The organism is Streptomyces sp. NPDC050625 (assembly GCF_040654755.1).
Lineage (GTDB): Bacteria > Actinomycetota > Actinomycetes > Streptomycetales > Streptomycetaceae > Streptomyces.
The window spans coordinates 69,050-87,012 of record NZ_JBFAIQ010000013.1 but is presented as its reverse complement, the minus strand read 5'-3'; the positions used below and the strand labels follow the sequence as shown (position 1 = coordinate 87,012).

General features: G+C 70.6%; 17 protein-coding genes. 12 read left to right on the top strand and 5 right to left on the bottom strand.

Annotated elements, in window-relative coordinates; all coding sequences use genetic code 11:
• The first annotated feature begins 328 nt into the window (after positions 1 to 328).
• Complete coding sequence (locus tag AB0I54_RS26665) at positions 329 to 1,522, top strand: extracellular solute-binding protein (protein ID WP_363298688.1); 1,194 nt, start codon at positions 329 to 331, stop codon at positions 1,520 to 1,522.
• A 25-nt stretch (positions 1,523 to 1,547) separates the two neighbouring features.
• On the opposite strand, the gene AB0I54_RS26660 is transcribed toward AB0I54_RS26665, so the two are convergent.
• A complete protein-coding gene (locus AB0I54_RS26660; protein ID WP_363298687.1) occupies positions 1,548 to 2,246 on the bottom strand; it encodes a response regulator transcription factor in 699 nt (232 codons plus the stop codon).
• A 94-nt stretch (positions 2,247 to 2,340) separates the two neighbouring features.
• Between AB0I54_RS26660 and AB0I54_RS26655 the strand changes: the two genes are divergently transcribed.
• Entirely contained in the window at positions 2,341 to 2,862 is a 522-nt protein-coding gene (locus tag AB0I54_RS26655; RefSeq protein WP_363298686.1) for a hypothetical protein, read from the top strand.
• Here the strand turns inward: AB0I54_RS26655 and AB0I54_RS26650 are convergent.
• Positions 2,855 to 4,153, bottom strand: a complete 1,299-nt coding sequence (locus tag AB0I54_RS26650; protein WP_363298685.1) for a serine hydrolase domain-containing protein — start codon at positions 4,151 to 4,153, stop codon at positions 2,855 to 2,857. The two genes, AB0I54_RS26655 and AB0I54_RS26650, sit on opposite strands and share 8 nt — an antisense overlap.
• Before the next feature lie 180 nt (positions 4,154 to 4,333).
• Here AB0I54_RS26650 and AB0I54_RS26645 point away from each other — a divergent pair, with 180 nt between their 5' ends.
• Entirely contained in the window at positions 4,334 to 6,004 is a 1,671-nt protein-coding gene (locus AB0I54_RS26645; RefSeq protein WP_363298684.1) for a sigma-70 family RNA polymerase sigma factor, read from the top strand.
• Here AB0I54_RS26645 and AB0I54_RS26640 read toward each other — a convergent pair.
• Complete coding sequence (locus AB0I54_RS26640) at positions 5,986 to 6,693, bottom strand: glycerophosphodiester phosphodiesterase (protein WP_363298683.1); 708 nt, start codon at positions 6,691 to 6,693, stop codon at positions 5,986 to 5,988. The genes AB0I54_RS26645 and AB0I54_RS26640 overlap by 19 nt on opposite strands.
• Before the next feature lie 19 nt (positions 6,694 to 6,712).
• Positions 6,713 to 7,894, bottom strand: coding sequence for an adenosine deaminase (locus AB0I54_RS26635; protein WP_363298786.1), 1,182 nt, complete (start codon positions 7,892 to 7,894; stop codon positions 6,713 to 6,715).
• Between the two features lie 15 nt (positions 7,895 to 7,909).
• On the opposite strand from AB0I54_RS26635, the gene AB0I54_RS26630 reads away from it, so the two are divergent.
• The gene (locus AB0I54_RS26630) at positions 7,910 to 8,926 is read left to right on the top strand and encodes a hypothetical protein (RefSeq protein WP_363298682.1); all 1,017 of its coding nucleotides are present in this window, start codon (positions 7,910 to 7,912) and stop codon (positions 8,924 to 8,926) included.
• A 47-nt stretch (positions 8,927 to 8,973) separates the two neighbouring features.
• On the opposite strand, the gene AB0I54_RS26625 is transcribed toward AB0I54_RS26630, so the two are convergent.
• Complete coding sequence (locus AB0I54_RS26625) at positions 8,974 to 9,534, bottom strand: NADAR family protein (RefSeq protein WP_363298681.1); 561 nt, start codon at positions 9,532 to 9,534, stop codon at positions 8,974 to 8,976.
• A 208-nt stretch (positions 9,535 to 9,742) separates the two neighbouring features.
• On the opposite strand from AB0I54_RS26625, the gene AB0I54_RS26620 reads away from it, so the two are divergent.
• The 8 genes from AB0I54_RS26620 to AB0I54_RS26585 all read left to right on the top strand — a co-directional run bounded on the left by AB0I54_RS26620 (position 9,743) and on the right by AB0I54_RS26585 (position 17,902).
• Positions 9,743 to 11,278, top strand: a complete 1,536-nt coding sequence (locus AB0I54_RS26620) for a gamma-aminobutyraldehyde dehydrogenase (protein ID WP_363298680.1) — start codon at positions 9,743 to 9,745, stop codon at positions 11,276 to 11,278.
• A gap of 55 nt (positions 11,279 to 11,333) precedes the next feature.
• Positions 11,334 to 12,581: a spermidine/putrescine ABC transporter substrate-binding protein gene (locus AB0I54_RS26615; RefSeq protein WP_363298679.1), complete on the top strand. Its 1,248-nt coding sequence runs from the start codon at positions 11,334 to 11,336 to the stop codon at positions 12,579 to 12,581.
• 5 nt (positions 12,582 to 12,586) lie between these two features.
• Complete coding sequence (locus AB0I54_RS26610; RefSeq protein ID WP_363298678.1) at positions 12,587 to 13,738, top strand: ABC transporter ATP-binding protein; 1,152 nt, start codon at positions 12,587 to 12,589, stop codon at positions 13,736 to 13,738.
• 1 nt (position 13,739) lies between these two features.
• Positions 13,740 to 14,663, top strand: a complete 924-nt coding sequence (locus AB0I54_RS26605) for an ABC transporter permease (protein WP_363298677.1) — start codon at positions 13,740 to 13,742, stop codon at positions 14,661 to 14,663.
• Complete coding sequence (locus tag AB0I54_RS26600) at positions 14,663 to 15,463, top strand: ABC transporter permease (RefSeq protein WP_363298676.1); 801 nt, start codon at positions 14,663 to 14,665, stop codon at positions 15,461 to 15,463. Before AB0I54_RS26605 ends, AB0I54_RS26600 begins: the two co-directional genes overlap by 1 nt.
• Before the next feature lie 39 nt (positions 15,464 to 15,502).
• The gene (locus AB0I54_RS26595; protein WP_363298675.1) at positions 15,503 to 16,921 is read left to right on the top strand and encodes an FAD-dependent oxidoreductase; all 1,419 of its coding nucleotides are present in this window, start codon (positions 15,503 to 15,505) and stop codon (positions 16,919 to 16,921) included.
• A gap of 122 nt (positions 16,922 to 17,043) precedes the next feature.
• Complete coding sequence (locus AB0I54_RS26590) at positions 17,044 to 17,496, top strand: hypothetical protein (RefSeq protein ID WP_363298674.1); 453 nt, start codon at positions 17,044 to 17,046, stop codon at positions 17,494 to 17,496.
• Positions 17,489 to 17,902 carry a hypothetical protein gene (locus AB0I54_RS26585; protein WP_363298673.1) on the top strand — a complete coding sequence of 138 codons (414 nt, stop codon included), beginning with the start codon at positions 17,489 to 17,491 and terminating at the stop codon, positions 17,900 to 17,902. Before AB0I54_RS26590 ends, AB0I54_RS26585 begins: the two co-directional genes overlap by 8 nt.
• The last annotated feature ends 61 nt before the right edge of the window (positions 17,903 to 17,963 follow it).

The following is a 17,963-nucleotide window of genomic DNA, read 5'->3' as shown; positions in this document are numbered from 1 at the left end:
CGGCCGCCGACCGGAGGTCCGCAGGCGGAGGCGTGGGTCGACTCCGCGACGACGCTGGGCGATCCACAGCTGCCGGAGCGCATGGTCGTCAGCCTTGCCGACCATTCCGTACGGCTCAACCTCCCGGTGGTGGAGGGTAGTTGGATCGCTGTCCGGACCGGGGCGGATGCATCCGCACGGCGGGCCGGCCGTGGAGGTCGGTGTGGTTCCGGTCGGTGCTTCGGCCCGCGCGGGGACATGATCGGATCGACAAGGTGTCGGGTCCGTCCGGGCCCGCTCGACGCACCGTCGATTGTTCGTCCGCGGGGCGGGGAGGCATGCTGCCAGGGTGGCCCAGACTTCTTCTCACACGCCCGCGCTCTCCCGCCGCTCCCTGCTGCGCGCGCTGGGCGGCACCGCCGCGCTCGGCGCTCTCGCCGGCTGCGGGGTGCCCGCCGCGTACGTGAAGCCCGGCGACCGTGCCGTGGCCGATCTGTCCGCCATGGACAAGAAGCTGACCTGGGCGAACTGGCCCCTCTATATCGATACGGACGACGACAACCCGAACAAGCGGCCCACGCTGGAGGCATTCCAGAAGCGCACCGGGATATCCGTCGACTACATCGAGGAGATCAACGACAACGACGAGTTCTTCGGCAAGATCAGCCCGTCGTTGATGAACCACCAGTCGACGGGCCGCGACCTGATCGTCATCAGCGACTGGATGTGCGCGCGGTTCGTGCGGCTGGGGTGGGTCCAGAAGATGGACCGGGCCCGGCAGCCCAACGTGGCGAAGTACCTCGACCCGCTGCTGCGCTCGCCGGCCTTCGACCCCGGTCGCAGGTTCACGGTGCCGTGGCAGTCCGGCATCACCGGCATCGCGTACAACCGCCGCAAGCTGGGCCGCGAGATCCGTCATGTCTCCGACCTGTGGGCGAGCGACCTCAAGGGCCGGGTGACCCTCCTGTCCGGGCTGGACGAGGCGTTCGCGCTGCTCATGCAGGGCAACGGCGTGGACATCACCAAGTGGACGGCCGACGAATTCCACCGGGTCTGCGACCAGGTGGAGAAGGAGGTCCACCGGGGCCAGATCCGCCGCTTCACCGGCAACGACTACACCAAGGACCTGGTCAGCGGGGACGTACTGGCCTGTCAGGCCTACTCCGGCGACGTCATCCAGCTCCAGGCCGACAACCCCGACATCCGCTTCGTCGTCCCCGAGGAGGGCGCGGAGCTCTGGTCGGACTCCCTGATGATCCCCAACCGTGCCCGCCACAAGGCCAACGCCGAGCGGCTGGTGGACTACTACTACGAGCCCGAGGTCGCCGCGGAGCTCGCCGCCTGGGTCAACTACGTCTGCCCCGTCCCGGCGGCCAGGGAGGTCCTGGCGGCTTCCAAGGACAAGGACACCGCCGCCCTCGCCGACAACCCGCTGATCTTCCCGGACACCGCGATGCGCAACCGCCTGGCGATCGCCCGGGACATCAAGGCGACGGAGCGGGTGGAGTTCGCGAAGCGCTGGAACAAGATCGTGGGGCTGTAGCGACAGCCGGCGCCGTCTCTCCCCTTCACGCCGCGGGCCGGATGAGCCCCGACTCGTAGGCGAAGGTCACCGCCTGGACGCGGGCGCGGGCGCCGATCTTGGCCAGGACATGGCTGACGTGGGTCTTGACGGTGGTCGGGGCGATCGAAAGCCAGTGGGCGATCTCGGCGTTGGACCAGCCGGCGGCGACGGCGACGAGGATGTCGCGTTCGCGTGCGGTGAGGGTGCCGAGCGTGGATGCCCGCCGCAGGGGGTGCGGGGTGCCCTCGTGCCGGACGGTGTCGATCAGGGCGCGGGTCAGGCCGGGAGTGATGACGGCGTCACCGGCGGCCACCACGCGGACGGCAGCGGTCAGTTCGGCCGGGTCGGCGTCGTCGAGGAGGAACCCGTCCGCTCCGGCGCGCAGGGCGGCGTAGGCGTAGTCCTCGTGGTCGGCGGGGGTGAGTACCAGGACGCGGGGAGCGTGCGCTCCTGCCTCCGTCGGTTCGGGAGGCCGGGGGAGGCGCGGCGGCTGTGCGAGGCGCCGGACCGTCTCGATGCCGTCCGCCCGGGAGCGCGGGCTGTCCACCAGGACGACATCGGGACGGAGCGCGACGCTCATACGGACCGCCTCGGCACCGCTCGCCGCCTCCCCGACGACGCTCAGACCGGGCTCCGCGGCCAGGAGCGTGCGCAGGGCGAGGCGCTGCAGGGACTGGTCGGTGACCACGAGTACGGAGACCATGCCACCATCCTGAACGAAACGGTTTCGTTCATCAAGAGCCAGGCGCGCTCCAGGCAGTTTTGAACATGTTCAATTCTCGGCGTACGCTCTGGTCATGAGCGACAGAGCCGCCCTGCTCAAGGGCATTCGCGTCTGGCTGGTCTCCTTCGTCGTGTGTCTGGTGCTCAGCGGTGCCACCGCCTTCCCGCTGGTGCACGAACTGCGGTGGACGGAGGACGCCCTGCGGTCCCTGTCCGTGCCGGAGCATCTGCCGGGGCTGATGGACTGGATCTCGCGGGTGAGGCAGGGGCTGGACACCGCCGACGCCGAGTACCCCTTCGTCCTGTACGGCACGGACTGGCTGGCGTTCGCGCACCTCGTCATCGCCGTCGCCTTCTACGGGCCCTACCGTGATCCGGTCCGCAACATCTGGGTGGTCGAGTTCGGGATGATCGCCTGTGCCGGGATCGTCCCGCTCGCGCTGATCTGCGGACCGATCCGCCAGATCCCCTTCTGGTGGAGCCTGATCGACATGTCGTTCGGGGTGTTCGGGATCGTCCCGCTGTACGTCGTACGGAAGAAGATCAAGCGGCTGGAGGCACTGACCCTAACTCCCGCGACCGCGCTCGCTACTTGAGCGCCGCCAGGGCGATCCGCTGCGCCACCGGGTTCATGTCCTCGCCCTTGGCGTCCGTCGAGCCGACCGAGTAGACGAGGGTCCGGCTCAGGTCGCGAGTCCCGCCGAGCACCGCGCTGTAGCCGTACCGGGCACCGGACTTGAGCCAGTAGACCCGGCCCTGGTACGCGAACCGCTGGAGCCCGGCACTGTAGGTGGCACCCTTGATGCCCGCCGGGACCGTGAACATCTCCTCCAGTTGCGGTCCGGGCACGATCCGGCCCAGGAAGAGCGAGGTGAGCAGGCGTTCCAGGTCCGCCGTCGTTGAGATCATGTCCCCGGCCGCCCACCGGGCCGCCTGGTTCCACTCCGTCACGTCGACGAACTCCGTAGTAGTCCCGCCCGGCCGCTTCACCGCCTGGTAGCCGTGGTTGTGCGGGCCGTGGATACGGGGGTCGGCGCCCGGGAAGTACGTGTCCCGCATCCCGGCGGGGCGCAGCACGAGCCGGGTGGCCTCCGAGGCGTACGAGCGTCCCGTCACCTTCTCGATCAGCATGCCGAGGATCGTGTAGTTGATGTTGAGGTAGTCCTGCTTCCGGCCCGGGCGGAACTCCGGCCCCTTGGCCACCGCCGACCTCATGACCTGCTCCGGGGTGATCGTGTCGAAGCGGTGCGCGTACTGCTCCTCGAAGGAGTCGCCCCAGCCGTCGCCCGCCCGGATGCCGCTGGTGTGGTTCATTAACTGCCGTACCGAGATCGGCTCGAAGTCCCGGGTGAGCAGCCCCGGAAGGTAGTGCTGGATCGGCGTGTCCAGGTCGATCCGGCCCTGCGCGGCGAGTTTGAGAACGGCCGCGGCCGTCACCACCTTTGTCGTCGAACCGGCCCGGAAGCGGGCGTCGGGGTCCGCCGCACGGCTGCTCGCCAGGTCGTGCACGCCCGCGCTGCCGCGCCAGCTGCCGTCGGTGCCGCCGACCCGGACCAGTGCGGCGGTGGCGTCCGCGTCGGGCAGGCCCGCGATGGCGGCGCGCAGGGCCTCGGCGTCCGGGCCGGCCGTGGCGTGTGCCGAGACCGGGGCCGTGGTGGTGAAGGCGGGGGTGGCGAAGGCCGGGGCCGCCGCGAGGGAGAGGGTGAGGACGAGGGAGGCGGCGGCGAGACGGTGGTGCGGCGACTGACGCGCATCGGTGCTCCTGAGGAGATCGGGGCCGGACTGCGGAAGTTCGTGATCATCCTCCGGTCGCGTTGCGGCGTCCGGATCGTCGGCGGGGAGGGCATGCGGCCCTGGTGCGTCCCCAGCAAGTCGCCGGTTCCGCAAGGGTGTTGTCCGGGGCGACCCCCTAGGGGCCGCGGATTCCGGAGAAGGCGTCGGACAGCTTCGGACGGCGTTGGAGATCTCGGGCGGCGAAAAAGTGTTATTCCGGAGGCACTCACTCCGTCTCCGCACTGTGATCCCGGACATTGCCAACATGACGTCCCCGGTTGAGAGGGTGCGGGCATGAGGACGGACGTGCACGGGCGGCAGTGGCGCGCCACCATCGAGGCCGCGCAGGCGGGCGACCGGCGGGCGCTGGACGAACTGGTCGAGGGCTGGCTGCCGCTGGTGTACAACGTCGTCGGCCGCGCCCTGAACGGCCACGCCGATGTCGACGACGTCGTCCAGGAGACCATGATCCGCGCCGTCGGCAACCTCGGCGCGCTCCGCGACCCGGACAGCTTCCGGTCCTGGCTGATGGCCATCGCCATGCGGCAGATACGGGACCGGGCCCGCCGCAGACCGACCCAGCCGCTGGACGAGAGCGTGCCGCAGGACACCGCCGACTTCGCCGAACTCACCGTGCTGCGGCTGCAGTTGGAGGGACAGCGGCGCGAGGTCGCGGAGGCGGTGCGCTGGCTGGACGCCGAGGACCGGCAACTGCTGTCGCTGTGGTGGCTGGAGGTCGCGGGCGAGCTGACCCGGCGCGAGCTGGCGGCGGCCGTCGGCATCAGCCGGCAGCACGCTGCCGTACGGGTCCAGCGGATGAAGGAGCGGCTGGAGACCTCGCGCGGCATCGTGCGCGCCCTCGACGGGGCGTGCCCCGAACTGCGGGAGCTGACCGTCCGCTGGGACGGGCGGCCCGACTCGGTCTGGCGCAAGCGGCTGGCCCGGCACATCAGGGGCTGCGGCTACTGCGGCGACACACGCGAGTCCGTCGTACCGGCGGAGCGCCTCCTGGCCGGCATCGCCCTCGTGCCGGTCCCGGTGGGGTTCACACTGTCGCTGGCCCTCGGCGGCAAGACGGCGGTCGCCGCCACCTCTGCGGGCTGGTCCGCCAAGGTCCTGGGCGCCCTGACCAAGCCCGCCGTGGCGGTGACGGCGGGCGCGACGATCGTCGCGGGGGGCGCCTACGTCGTCGTACAGACCCCGGACGACCCGCCGCCACGCGTGGCCGTAACCCCCACGGCCGCCGTCACCGGCGCACCACCCGCCGGCACACGCCCGCCCTCGCCCACCCCGTCCGCCTCGCCCTCTCCCTCGCGCCGGACCGGGAAGACGGAGCTCTACGGCTCGGTCGTCGACGCCGTCGACACGGCCCCCGACCCGAACGCGCGGCCCGCCGCCCTGCCGCACCGCCCCGAGACCGGGATCACCAGCACCGGCGGGGCCAAGGCCGTCATGCAGCACCGCGGGGAGCACGTGACGCTCAGCGGCAAGGGATACGTCCTGGTCCGCTGGCAGATATCACCGAAGTACCGGCCCGGAGCACTGGTCATGCCGGCCTGGACCGGACTGGAGGGCAGGCTGTTCCATGTCGCGTCGGGCGGCGGGCGCCGGATGGACGACGCGCTCGCGGGCAGCCCCGACGGCTACGCGACCGGCATGGGCGGCCCGGCCATCGGCTATGCCGTGCTGCCCGCCGGCGCCCAGCAGATGTGGCAGAACGAGTACTTCTACCTCGACGGCACGGTCACCCTCACCCAGAACGAACGGGGCTGCGACTACGGCATCATCGTCTTCCCGTCGACCTGGGACGCGGTGAACCAGGACATCGGCACCGGGCCCGCCCAGGGCGCGATCCGCTACGGCCTGGTGCGCGACGACGGCAAGGACTCGGCACCCGTACCGCAGTACGTCACCCGGACGACCCCGGCCGACGCGGCGACGGTCGCTCAGCGCTCGCGCGTGTAGCCCTCGTCGGCGTCGCGCAGCGCGCACAGGGTCTCGATGCGGTTCGTGGTGATCGAGTCGACGCCCAGGTCGACCAGGCGGCGCATGGAACGGCGGGTGTCGGGGGTCCAGACGGACAGGAGGTGGCCGCCGCGGTGGACGCGCGCGGCGAGGTCGTGGTCCACCAGCGCGAAGCGGTAGTTGAGCCAGCGCGGGCGCACCGCCGCCAGCAGCGCCGGACGCGGCGGCGCGAGGCTCGTCCAGGTCAGGGCGATCTCGGCGGACGGGTCGGCGGCGCGCACCGCGAGCATCGCCTTTGCGTCCGCGCAGTAGTAGGCGCGGTCCTGCGCCCCGCACTGGCGGACGACGTCCAGGACGGCGCGCGCGGTCCTGCGGTCGACCCGCCCCGGCAGGTCGACCAGCACCCGGCTGCCGTCCGTCGCGGCGAGCGCGTCCGCCAGCGTCGGCACCCCGCCCGCCGTGAGCCCGCGCACCTCGTCCGCGGACAGCGACCGCAGCGGCCGGTCGTGCTCCCACAGCCGCTTGAGCGTCTCGTCGTGCAGCAGCACGGGTACGCCGTCGCGGGTGAGCCGTACGTCGAACTCGACCGCGTCCGCGCCCTGCTGGAGCGCGGAACGCAGCGAGTCGAGCGTGTTCTCGCGGAAGCGGTAGGGGTCGCCGCGGTGGGCCACGGCGGTCAGGGTCTGCATGGGCCCATTGTGCTGCGCGTCAGGGCGCGAGCCACGCAGAGGTGTACGTGTCGATCTCCTCCGCGATCCGGGCCTTGCCCGCCGCGTCCAGGAAGGAGGCCTCGACCGCGTTCTTCGCCAGGTCGGCAAGGCCCCGCTCGTCGAGCTTGAGCAGCCGGGCGGCCACCGCGTACTCGTTGTTCAGGTCGGTGCCGAACATCGGCGGGTCGTCCGAGTTGATCGTGACCAGGACCCCGGCCCGGCTGAACTCCTTGATCGGGTGCTCGTCGAGCGTGCGGACCGCGCGGGTGGCGATGTTGGAGGTCGGGCAGACCTCCAGGGCGATGCGGTGCTCGGCGAGGTGGGCGAGCAGCTTCGGGTCCTGTGCCGAGCTGGTGCCGTGCCCGATGCGCTCGGCGCCCAGCTCCCGCAGGGCGTCCCAGACCGTCTCCGGCCCGGTCGTCTCGCCGGCGTGCGGCACGGACCGCAGTCCGGCGGCGACGGCGCGGTCGAAGTACGGCTTGAACTGCGGCCTCGGTACGCCGATCTCCGGCCCGCCGAGCCCGAAGGACACCAGTCCCTCGGGGCGGATCCGGTCGTCGGTGGCGAGCCGTGCCGTCTCCTCGGCGGCCTCCAGACCCGCCTCGCCGGGGATGTCGAAGCACCACCGCAGCACGGTCCCGAACTCGGCCTCGGCCGCCTTCCGGGCGTCCTCGATCGCTTCCATGAAGGCGCGCTCGTCGATGCCGCGCCGGGTCGAGGAGAACGGCGTGATGGTCAGCTCGGCGTAGCGCACCTGCTGCCGGGCCAGGTCACGTGCCACCTCGTAGGTCAGCAGACGTACGTCCTCCGGAGTGCGGACGAGGTCGACGACGGACAGATACACGTCGATGAAGTGGGCGAAGTCCGTGAAGGTGAAGTAGTCGGCCAGGGCCTCGGGGTCGGTGGGGACCTTGGAGTCGGGGTGGCGGGCGGCCAGCTCCGAGACGATGCGCGGGGAGGCGGAGCCGACGTGGTGGACGTGCAGTTCGGCCTTGGGCAGTCCGGCGATGAAGGCGTGCGGATCGCGGGCGGCGGTGTCGGTCAAGGGTCCCTCCCCGGGAACGGCGCCGGCGGACCGTGGTCCGGGCGCGGGTGATCGGCTGATCGGTGATCCGGGGTCATCGTAGGCCGGGCCCGGGAGCGGCGGGTGTGCCCCGTAGCATGACGGGACGCAGAGCAGAGGGGATCCCAGGCAATGGCCGACGAGGTGCCGCAGTCACCGGAGAACACCGCCGAGAACCGGTCGACTCCTCGGGAAGGCACCTCGCACGACTCAGGCTCCCCGGGTTCGTACGACGGTGACCTCCCGGGTTCGTACGACGGTGACTCCCCGGGTTCCTGGGCGCCGCCCACCGACCGGGGCCCTGCCGACGCGGTCCCCTCGTCCGGGACGCCCGGTTCGCCCGCGTGGGGTGCGGCCCCCGGGGTGCCCCTGGACAAGCCCGCGAACGGGACCGGGGCCGAACACCCCGTGCCTCCGGCGGCGCACCGGCCCGAGCCCAACCCCTGGGCGCCCCCGGCCGACGACACCCCGGCGGCCCGCCCCGGCCCCGGTGACACGGTGTTCTCCGGCGGGGCCGCGGCCGGGACCACGCCTCCGCCCTCCGTCCACGACCAGCAGACGATGGCGTCCTTCCCGAACGAGGCCGCACCCCCGGCCTGGGCCAACCCCTTCGCGTCCCCGACGCCCCCGGCACCGAGCCCGTTCGCCCCGCCGGCCCCCGCGTCCCCGGCCGGGAACCCCTTCGCCCCGCCGCCCCCCGCCTCGGCCGCGGGAAACCCCTTCGCCCCGCCCGCCGCGGCAGGACCTCACCCCCAAGGCGCCCCCGTTCCGCCGCCGCCCATAGCCCCCGACGGCCCGGGTCAGGTGCCGTACGGCTACCCGGGCGGGCCCGCCGGGTACGGCTATCCGGCACCGCACGGCGCCCCGGCCGGCTACTACGGGTGGCCGGGCATGCACCCCATGCCGAGCAACGGAATGGGTACGGCCGGGCTGGTGCTGGGCATCCTGGCGGCCGTCACCTTCTGCCTGTGGCCGCTGGCCCTCGTGCTGGGCGTGCTGGCCGCGATCTTCGGCGGGATAGGCCGTGGCAAGGCCCGCCGCGGTGAGGCCACGAACCCGGGTCAGTCCTTGGCCGGCATCATCTGCGGCTCCGCCGGCATCGTCCTCGCCCTGGTGATGGTCGCGTTCGAGATCGCGAACGCCACCTGACGCTCGCAGAGAGCCGACGAGCGCCGACGACGCCCGTGGGGGAGACCTCAGGCGCCCTCGGCGATCCTCTCCCGCGCCTCCATCAACGCGAACCCCAGCAGGTTCGGACCCCGCCACCGCTCCGGGTGCATCGCTGCCTCGTCGTCCGCCGCGAGCCCGATGCCCCACACACGGTCCACGGGGCTGGCCTCCACCAGCACGCGGTTGCCCGTGCCCAGCAGGAACCCGCGCAGGTCGGCGTGCGCGGTGAACTTGTGGACGCTGCCCTCCACGACGATCCGGAAGCGCTCCCGCTCCCATATCGCCTCGTCGAAGCCGCGCACCAGCCGCCCGGCCTTCTTCGCCTCGGAGGGGTGGCCTGCCGCCAGAATCCGTCGCTCCGCCTCCGCGTCCCCGAAGAGCCGCGACTTGCCCGCCATCATCCAGTGCTCGGCCGTCGCGTAGGCGACACCGTCGACCACGAACGGTGACGGCCACCACTGGCTGAGACAGCTGGCTCCGATCCGCCCGTCCGGGCGCGGCCGGTGCCCCCAGAAGTGCAGGTATTTGATGTGCGTGCCTGCGAGAACTTCCCTGGTCAGGGATTCCTTACTGTCGATCTTCCCCATGCATGCGAGTGTGGCACGCACCACTGACACTCCGTCCTGCCTTTTCCGTGCCGACTCGACACCTGGTCGACAGATTCCGTCGCGTAACCAAAAGGCAACAACGGAATCACTTGTTGGACTCCCCTTGCTCTGTCAGGATCGGCACTCAAATCGAGCTGGAGCTACGCCACCCGCCCCCTGGGACGGGACGACGGCGGAGGAGAGCGACATGGACAACCCGGGCACCGCGACCCCGGAACGATTCCCGGCGCAGGAGCGCCTCGCGGACGGTGCACAGTTCATTGCCGGACGCCTGACCAAGGGGACGTCCGGCCGCCGCCACGCCGTGGTCGACCCCGCCACCGGCGAGGAGGTGTACACCTATGAACTGGCCGGGACCGACGACGTGGACGCCGCGGTCGCCGCGGCCCGTGCCGCCTTCCCGGGCTGGGCCGGTCTCACCCCCGGCGAGCGCTCCGACGCGCTGCACCGCTTCGCCGCCGTGCTCGCCGACCGCGCCGAGGAATTCGCCCGTGCCGAGTCCCTTCAGTGCGGCAAGCCGCTCAAGCTGACCCGGGAGTTCGACGTCCCGGGCACCATCGACAACATCGCGTTCTTCGCGGGTGCGGCCCGGCATCTGCAGGGGCAGTCCGCCGGTGAGTACTCGGGCGACCACACGTCGTACATCCGCCGTGAGCCCATCGGGGTCGTCGGGTCCATCGCGCCCTGGAACTACCCGCTCCAGATGGCCGCCTGGAAGATCCTCCCGGCGATCGCCGCGGGCAACACCATCGTGCTCAAGCCCGCCGAGCTCACACCGCTGACCTCGCTGCTGTTCGCCCAGGCGGCCACGGACGCCGGGATCCCCGACGGTGTCGTCAACATCGTGACCGGCACGGGCAAGGAGGCCGGTGAGCACCTCGTCGGCCACCCCGACGTGGCCATGACCTCCTTCACCGGCTCCACCGGCGTCGGCAAGCGCGTCGCCGAGATCGCCACCGCCACCGTCAAGCGCATCCACCTGGAGCTGGGCGGCAAGGCCCCGTTCGTCGTCTTCGACGACGCGGACCTGGAGGCGGCCGTCAACGGCGCGGTCGCCGGTGCGCTCATCAACACCGGGCAGGACTGCACGGCCGCCACGCGCGCGTACGTGCAGCGGCCGCTCTACGACGCGTTCGTCGAGAAGACCGCGGAACTGATGGAGAGTGTCCGGCTCGGCGACCCGTTCGCCGCCGGCACCGATCTCGGCCCGCTCATCTCGCACGTCCAGCGCGACCGCGTGGCCGCCTTCGTCGACCGGGCCCGTGCCTACGCGCGCGTGGTGGCCGGCGGCGAGGCACCCCAGGCGGAGCTCAAGAACGGCGCGTACTATCGGCCCACCCTCGTCGCGGACGCGCCCCAGGACAGCGAGATCGTCCAGTCCGAGATCTTCGGTCCGGTCCTGGTCGTTCTGCCGTTCGACAGTGATGAGGAGGGCATCCGGCTGGCCAACGACACCCCCTACGGCCTCGCCGCCTCGGCCTGGAGCCGGGACGTCTTCCGGGCGAACCGCGCCACCCGCGAGATCAAGGCGGGGTGCGTCTGGGTCAACGACCACATTCCGATCATCAGTGAGATGCCGCACGGCGGCTATAAGCAGTCCGGCTTCGGCAAGGACATGTCAACGTACTCGTTCGAAGAGTACACGCAGGTAAAGCACGTTATGTTCGATAACACGGCGGTAGTCCGCAAGGACTGGCACCGCACGATCTTCGGGGACCGCTAGCGAAATCAGGCCGCACGACCCGCGGCCGCCCACCTCCCGAAAGGGCACCAAGCGCATGGAGCAGTACGAGCCCGACCGCCTGACCCCGCCCCAAGCGGCCGCCCTGCGGCGCAGCCTCCACAACGGCAGGGCGGCCACGACCCGCCGTTCGCTGTTGCGTGCCTCCGCAGGGGGCGCGCTCGCGGTCGGCGGACTCGGGGCGCTGAGCGCCTGCGGCATCCCCGCGGCCGGCAAGAGCCAGGGCGGCACGTCCGCCGAGGACCACTCGAAGCAGGAGAAGGTCGTCAACTTCTCCAACTGGCCCGAGTACATCGACGTGGACGACAGCGGCAAGCGGCACCCGACCCTGGACGCGTTCCTCAAGCGGACCGGTATCCAGGTCAAGTACACCGAGGACGTCAACGACAACGACGAGTTCTTCGGCAAGGTCCAGCCCCAGCTCGCCGCGGGCCAGCCCACCGGCCGTGACCTCATCGTCGTGACGGACTGGCTGGCCGCCCGGCTCGTCCGCCTCGGGTACGTCCAGAAACTGGACCCGTCCAATCTGCCGCACGCCTTCGCCAACCTGTCGGAACAGTTCCGCTCCCCCGACTGGGATCCCGGCCGGGCGTACTCCTACCCCTGGCAGGGCGTGTCGACCGTCGTCGCGTTCAACAAGAAGGCGCTCGACGGCATCGAGGTGAGGTCGGTCTCCGACCTTCTGGACAACCCGAAGCTCAAGGGCCGGATCAGTCTGCTGACCGAGATGCGCGACACCGTCGGCATGACCATGCTCGACATGGGCAAGAACCCCGGGAAGTTCACCGACGACGACTACGACGCGGTGATCGCCCGCCTTCAGAAGGCCGTCGACAACGGTCAGGTCCGCCGCTTCACCGGCAACGACTACACGTCCGACCTCAGCAAGGGCGACATCGCGGCCTGCGTGGGCTGGGGCGGCGACATCATCCAGCTCCAGGCGGACAACCCCGACGTCGGCTATGTCCTCCCGGACAGCGGCTACATGACGGCGACCGACAACATGATGGTTCCCAACAAGGCCCGTCACAAGGAGAACGCCGAGCGGCTGATCGACTTCTACTACGAGCCGGAGATAGCCGCCCAGCTCGCCGCCTACGTCAACTACGTGAGCCCGGTCGCGGACGTGAAGCCGTACCTCACCAAGATCGACGAGTCGGTGGCCAGCAACCCGCTGATCCTGCCCGACAAGGCCATGCAGGCCAGGTCGCATGCCTTCCGCTCGCTGAGCTCGAAGGAAGAGACGGCCTACCAGCAGAAGTTCGCGAAGCTCACAGGGGCGTGACGAAGATGACCACAGACAGCAGCGGCGACGTCCGCCTCGCCGGCATCAGCAAGACCTACGGCTCCTTCACCGCCGTACACCCGCTCGACCTGACCGTGCCGCAGGGCTCCTTCTTCGCCCTGCTCGGCGCCTCGGGCTGCGGCAAGACCACCACCCTGCGCATGATCGCCGGTCTGGAGGAGCCGTCCTCCGGCACCGTGCACCTCGGCGAGCAGGAGGTGACGTACCTGCCGCCGTACAAGCGGCCGGTGAACACCGTCTTCCAGTCGTACGCGCTCTTCCCGCACCTGGACATCTTCGAGAACGTCGCCTTCGGCCTGCGCCGGCGCGGGATCAAGAGCGTCAAGAAGCAGGTCGAGGAGATGCTCGACCTGGTCCAGCTCGGCGAGCAGGCCCGCAAGAAACCGCACCAGCTCTCCGGCGGTCAGCAGCAGCGCGTCGCCGTCGCCCGCGCGCTGATCAACCACCCCAAGGTGCTGCTCCTGGACGAGCCCCTCGGCGCCCTCGACCTCAAGCTGCGCCGCCAGATGCAGCTGGAGCTCAAGCGCATCCAGACCGAGGTCGGCATCACCTTCATCCATGTCACGCACGACCAGGAGGAGGCCATGACCATGGCCGACACGGTCGCCGTGATGAACGCGGGCCGGGTCGAGCAACTCGGCGCGCCCACCGACCTGTACGAGAACCCGCAGACCACGTTCGTCGCCAACTTCCTCGGTACCTCCAACCTCATCGAGGCCGAGGTCGACGGCAAGAACAACGGGGACATCGTCCTCAAGGCGGGCGGCGGCAAGCTGGTGCTGCCCGAGGCGCGCTGTTCCGCCCCGACGCACACCGGCGGCAAGGTGCTCGTCGGCGTCCGCCCGGAGAAGATCTCCCTCACGCACGCCGACGACGCGGGCTCGATCCCCGAGGGCCGCAACCGCATCAGCGGCAAGATCGCCGACTCCAGCTTCATCGGCGTCTCCACGCAGTACGTCATCGACAGCGCCGTCTGCCCCGAGTTCGAGGTCTACGCCCAGAACATCGAGCGCGACGCCCGTCTGGTGCCGGGAGCCGACGTGGTCCTGCACTGGAGCCCCGCCCACACCTTCGGTCTGGACGCGGACCAGGACATCGACGCGGGCGTGGAGACGGTCGACGAGGAGGCCGCCTGAGATGGCCGCTGTCACCGAGGCGCCGCCCCTGACGCCGACCCCCGAGAAGAAGCCCCCGCGCAAGCGCGGCAAGTGGACCCCCTACTTGCTGCTGCTGCCCGGCATCCTCTGGCTGATCGTCTTCTTCGCGCTGCCGATGCTCTACCAGGCCTCCACGTCCGTGCAGACGGGCTCCCTGGAGGAGGGCTACAAGGTCACCTGGCACTTCGTGACCTACTGGGACGCGCTGGCCGAGTACTGGCCGCAGTTCCTGCGCTCGGTCTTCTACGCCGCCGCCGCGACCGTCCTGTGCCTGCTGCTGGGTTACCCGCTGGCGTACTTGATCGCCTTCCGCGCGGGCCGCTGGCGGAACCTGATCATGATCCTGGTGATCGCCCCGTTCTTCACCAGCTTCCTGATCCGCACCCTGGCCTGGAAGACGATCCTCGCGGACAGCGGCCCGGTCGTCGGCGCCCTCAACACGCTGCACGTCCTGGACATCACCAACTGGCTCGGCTGGACCGCGGGCGACCGCGTCCTGGCGACCCCACTCGCCGTGGTGTGCGGTCTGACGTACAACTTCCTGCCGTTCATGATCCTGCCGCTCTACACCTCCCTGGAGCGCATCGACGGCCGGCTGCACGAGGCCGCGGGCGATCTGTACGCCAAGCCCTGGACGACCTTCCGCAAGGTCACCTTCCCGCTGTCGATGCCCGGTGTGGTCTCCGGAACGCTACTGACGTTCATCCCGGCGGCCGGCGACTACGTCAACGCCGAACTCCTCGGCTCCACCGACACCCGAATGATCGGCAACGTCATCCAGACGCAGTTCCTGCGCATCCTGGACTATCCGACGGCCGCCGCCCTCTCCTTCATCCTCATGGCCGCGATTCTGCTCATGGTCACGATCTACATTCGCCGGTCCGGGACGGAGGATCTGGTCTGATGCCCTTCGTCAACTGGCTCAAGCGCCATCTCGTCGTCATCGCGGGACTTCTGACGCTCGCCTATCTGCTGCTGCCCAATGTCGTCGTCACGGTGTTCTCCTTCAACAAACCGAAGGGGCGCTTCAACTACGAATGGCAGCAGTTCTCCACGGACGCCTGGAAGGACCCGTGCGGCGTCGCCGACATGTGCGGCTCGCTGTCCCTCAGCCTCACCATCGCCCTGTGGGCGACGATCGGCGCCACGCTCCTCGGCACGATGATCGCCTTCGCCCTGGTCCGCTACCGCTTCCGCGCACGCGGCGCCGTGAACTCGCTGATCTTCCTGCCCATGGCCATGCCCGAGGTCGTCATGGCCGCCTCGCTGCTCACCCTGTTCCTCAACATGGGCGCCCAGCTGGGCTTCTGGACGATCCTGATCGCGCACATCATGTTCTGCCTCAGCTTCGTCGTCACCGCGGTCAAGGCGCGCGTGATGTCGATGGACCCGCGCCTGGAGCAGGCGGCACAGGACCTGTACGCCGGTCCCGCGCAGACCTTCCTGAGGGTCACCCTGCCCATCGCGGCCCCCGGAATCGCCGCGGGCGCGCTGCTCTCCTTCGCGCTCTCCTTCGACGATTTCATCATCACCAATTTCAACGCGGGCTCGACCGTCACCTTCCCCATGTTCGTGTGGGGCTCGGCGCAGCGCGGCACGCCCGTTCAGATCAATGTCATCGGTACGGCCATGTTCCTGGTCGCCGTACTGCTCGTGCTGACCTCGATGGTCGTCACGAACCGCCGCAACAAGCAAAAGGCATGACCGGAAGAACCCGGAAGAACTCTGTAGGGAGTTGAAATCATGGCCCCAAGCGCCATGACCCGTTGGACCAAGTCTCTTTCCGAAGCACAGCCGGTCCCGTACTGGCTCGAAGACCCCGGCAAGCCCCACCCCGAGGCCGCCCTCACCGGCGCCGAGACCTGCGACCTGCTGGTCGTCGGCGGCGGCTACAGCGGACTGTGGACCGCGCTCAACGCCAAGGAGCGCGACCCGCAGCGGGATGTGGTGCTGCTGGAAGGCCGTGAGGTGGGCTGGGCCGCCTCGGGCCGCAACGGGGGCTTCTGCGACGCCTCCCTCACCCATGGACTGCCCAACGGTCTCGCCCGCTGGCCGGACGAGATCCGCACGCTCCAGGAGCTGGGCGAGCGCAACCTCGACGAGATCGAGAAGGCGGTCGCCCGGCACTCCCTCGACTGTGAATTCGAGCGCACCGGCGAGATCGACGTCGCCACCGAGACGTACCAGGCGCGGGAACTGCGCGCCTGGTACCGGGAGCTGGAGGACAAGGGTCTGGCCGACGGCATCGAGTTCCTGGACGCGGACGCCGTGCGCGAGCAGGTGAACTCGCCGACCTTCGAGGCGGGGCTGTGGGACCGCCGGGGCGTGGCCATGCTCCACCCGGCCAAGCTCGTCTGGGGCCTGAAGCGCGCCTGCCTCCGGCTGGGCGTGCGCGTCTACGAGCACACGCCCGCCCTGGACCTGAAGCCGTACGGCGCGGGCATGGCCGTACGCACCCCGTACGGCTCGGTGCGCGCCCGCCGGGTCGCGCTGGGCACCAACGTCTTCCCGAGCCTGCTCAAGCGGGTCCGGGCCTACACCGTGCCGGTCTACGACTACGCCCTGATGACCGAGCCGCTCACCGAGCGGCAGCTCGCCGAGATCGGCTGGCGGGGCCGCCAGGGCCTCGGGGACAGCGCCAACCAGTTCCACTACTTCCGGCTGTCGGCCGACAACCGGATCCTGTGGGGCGGGTACGACGCGATCTACCCCTACGGCGGCCGCGTCCGCGCCGAGTACGACGACCGCCCCGAGACCTACGCCAAGCTCGCCGGGCACTTCTTCACCTGCTTCCCGCAGCTGGAGGGCGTCCGCTTCACGCACGCGTGGGGCGGCGCGATCGACACCTGCTCACGCTTCTCGGCGTTCTTCGGCACCGCCCACCAGGGCAAGGTGGCGTACGCGGCGGGCTACACGGGCCTCGGCGTGGGCGCCACCCGGTTCGGCGCCGATGTGATGCTGGACCTGCTGGCGGGTGAGGACACCGAGCGCACGCGCCTGGAGATGGTCCGCAAGAAGCCGCTGCCCTTCCCGCCCGAGCCCTTCGCCTGGACCGGCATCGCCCTCACCAAGTGGTCGCTGGCCCGCGCGGACGAGCACGGCGGCCGGCGCAACCTGTGGCTGCGGACGATGGACCGGCTGGGGCTGGGCTTCGACAGCTGAGCCCTGCCGGGCGAGGAGCCGATTCACTCCAAGTAGGGACCGCAACCCGCGTAATGCCTGCTGAGGACCTCCCTCTCTCCTGCTGACGCGACCGCGTCGACGGGAGGCAGGGAGGTCTTCTCATGGCTGGAGCGAAGCCGGCGGTCGAGTGGCTGGCATCGGTCGCACCGGATCCCGAGGCCTGCCGCCGGGAGTGGGAACGCAACCCTCGTGGGGTCACGCTCCTTCCCGCAGGCAAGGCGTGGGACGTGCTCGTCGTGCCGGGCACGCTCGGCCGCCCGGCGCTCGCCGTGCTCACCCGCATGCGCGACCGCCCCGGCCCGGTGCTGGTCGACCTCGCCGACGAGCGGATGGGCTTCTTCGTACCGCCGGGCACGGCCGAATGCTGGCTGGGCACGGGCATCCGCACGGTCGGCGCGGGCACCTGGATCACCGTCCCGTACCCGACCCGTCCGACCACCGCGCTCCGCTGGCTGCTCCCCCCGGACGGCTCCGGCAGGCTCACCGATCCGGTGCTGCTGGAACTGGCGTTGCACGAGGCGGCGGCGTGTCTGGCGGTGGATGAGGGTGGGTAGTGGGTCGGTCGGCCGTGGGTGCTCGACGTGGCCGGTGCGCTCGGCCGGTATCCGTACGGTCGGTGCGGGCGCCTGGATGGTCGTGCCGTACGCGGCCCGGCCGACCGGTGTGGTCCGCCGGACGGCTCGGGCGGTCCTGCTGCGCGTCTTTGGCGCTCTGTCCGTCGTGGCCGTCGGCGCGCGGCACGGCGGGGCCGGGCGTGAGCCGTGGGTGCACATGGGTGCGGCCGCACCGGCGGCGTACAGGCACGGGCCGTCACCGGGGGCGGCGCGCGGTTCGGCCGTGCTCGCCGCTCCGATCCGTACGGGCGGTTCCCCGGCGTACAGCGAGGGGCACGCGCCAGTGCCGGCGCGCACCCGTCCGGGCGTGGCCCAGGGCGCCGTGGCCCGCAGCCGTTCGCCGTAGGTCTTGACAACGGGATTGGTCTGGACCAAGTTGAGCGCGCTCCACCCTCCAATTCCCCCAT

What these genes read in the sequence shown, in the direction of transcription:
- AB0I54_RS26620 (WP_363298680.1), top strand. Translation starts at nt 9,743, where the DNA reads ATGGACAACCCGGGCACCGCGACCCCGGAACGATTCCCGGCGCAGGAG.
- AB0I54_RS26600 (WP_363298676.1), top strand. Translation starts at nt 14,663, where the DNA reads ATGCCCTTCGTCAACTGGCTCAAGCGCCATCTCGTCGTCATCGCGGGA.
- AB0I54_RS26610 (WP_363298678.1), top strand. Translation starts at nt 12,587, where the DNA reads ATGACCACAGACAGCAGCGGCGACGTCCGCCTCGCCGGCATCAGCAAG.
- AB0I54_RS26625 (WP_363298681.1), bottom strand. Translation starts at nt 9,534, where the DNA reads ATGGGGAAGATCGACAGTAAGGAATCCCTGACCAGGGAAGTTCTCGCA.
- AB0I54_RS26595 (WP_363298675.1), top strand. Translation starts at nt 15,503, where the DNA reads ATGGCCCCAAGCGCCATGACCCGTTGGACCAAGTCTCTTTCCGAAGCA.
- AB0I54_RS26645 (WP_363298684.1), top strand. Translation starts at nt 4,334, where the DNA reads ATGAGGACGGACGTGCACGGGCGGCAGTGGCGCGCCACCATCGAGGCC.
- AB0I54_RS26640 (WP_363298683.1), bottom strand. Translation starts at nt 6,693, where the DNA reads ATGCAGACCCTGACCGCCGTGGCCCACCGCGGCGACCCCTACCGCTTC.
- AB0I54_RS26660 (WP_363298687.1), bottom strand. Translation starts at nt 2,246, where the DNA reads ATGGTCTCCGTACTCGTGGTCACCGACCAGTCCCTGCAGCGCCTCGCC.
- AB0I54_RS26615 (WP_363298679.1), top strand. Translation starts at nt 11,334, where the DNA reads ATGGAGCAGTACGAGCCCGACCGCCTGACCCCGCCCCAAGCGGCCGCC.
- AB0I54_RS26605 (WP_363298677.1), top strand. Translation starts at nt 13,740, where the DNA reads ATGGCCGCTGTCACCGAGGCGCCGCCCCTGACGCCGACCCCCGAGAAG.
- AB0I54_RS26630 (WP_363298682.1), top strand. Translation starts at nt 7,910, where the DNA reads ATGGCCGACGAGGTGCCGCAGTCACCGGAGAACACCGCCGAGAACCGG.
- AB0I54_RS26655 (WP_363298686.1), top strand. Translation starts at nt 2,341, where the DNA reads ATGAGCGACAGAGCCGCCCTGCTCAAGGGCATTCGCGTCTGGCTGGTC.
- AB0I54_RS26590 (WP_363298674.1), top strand. Translation starts at nt 17,044, where the DNA reads ATGGCTGGAGCGAAGCCGGCGGTCGAGTGGCTGGCATCGGTCGCACCG.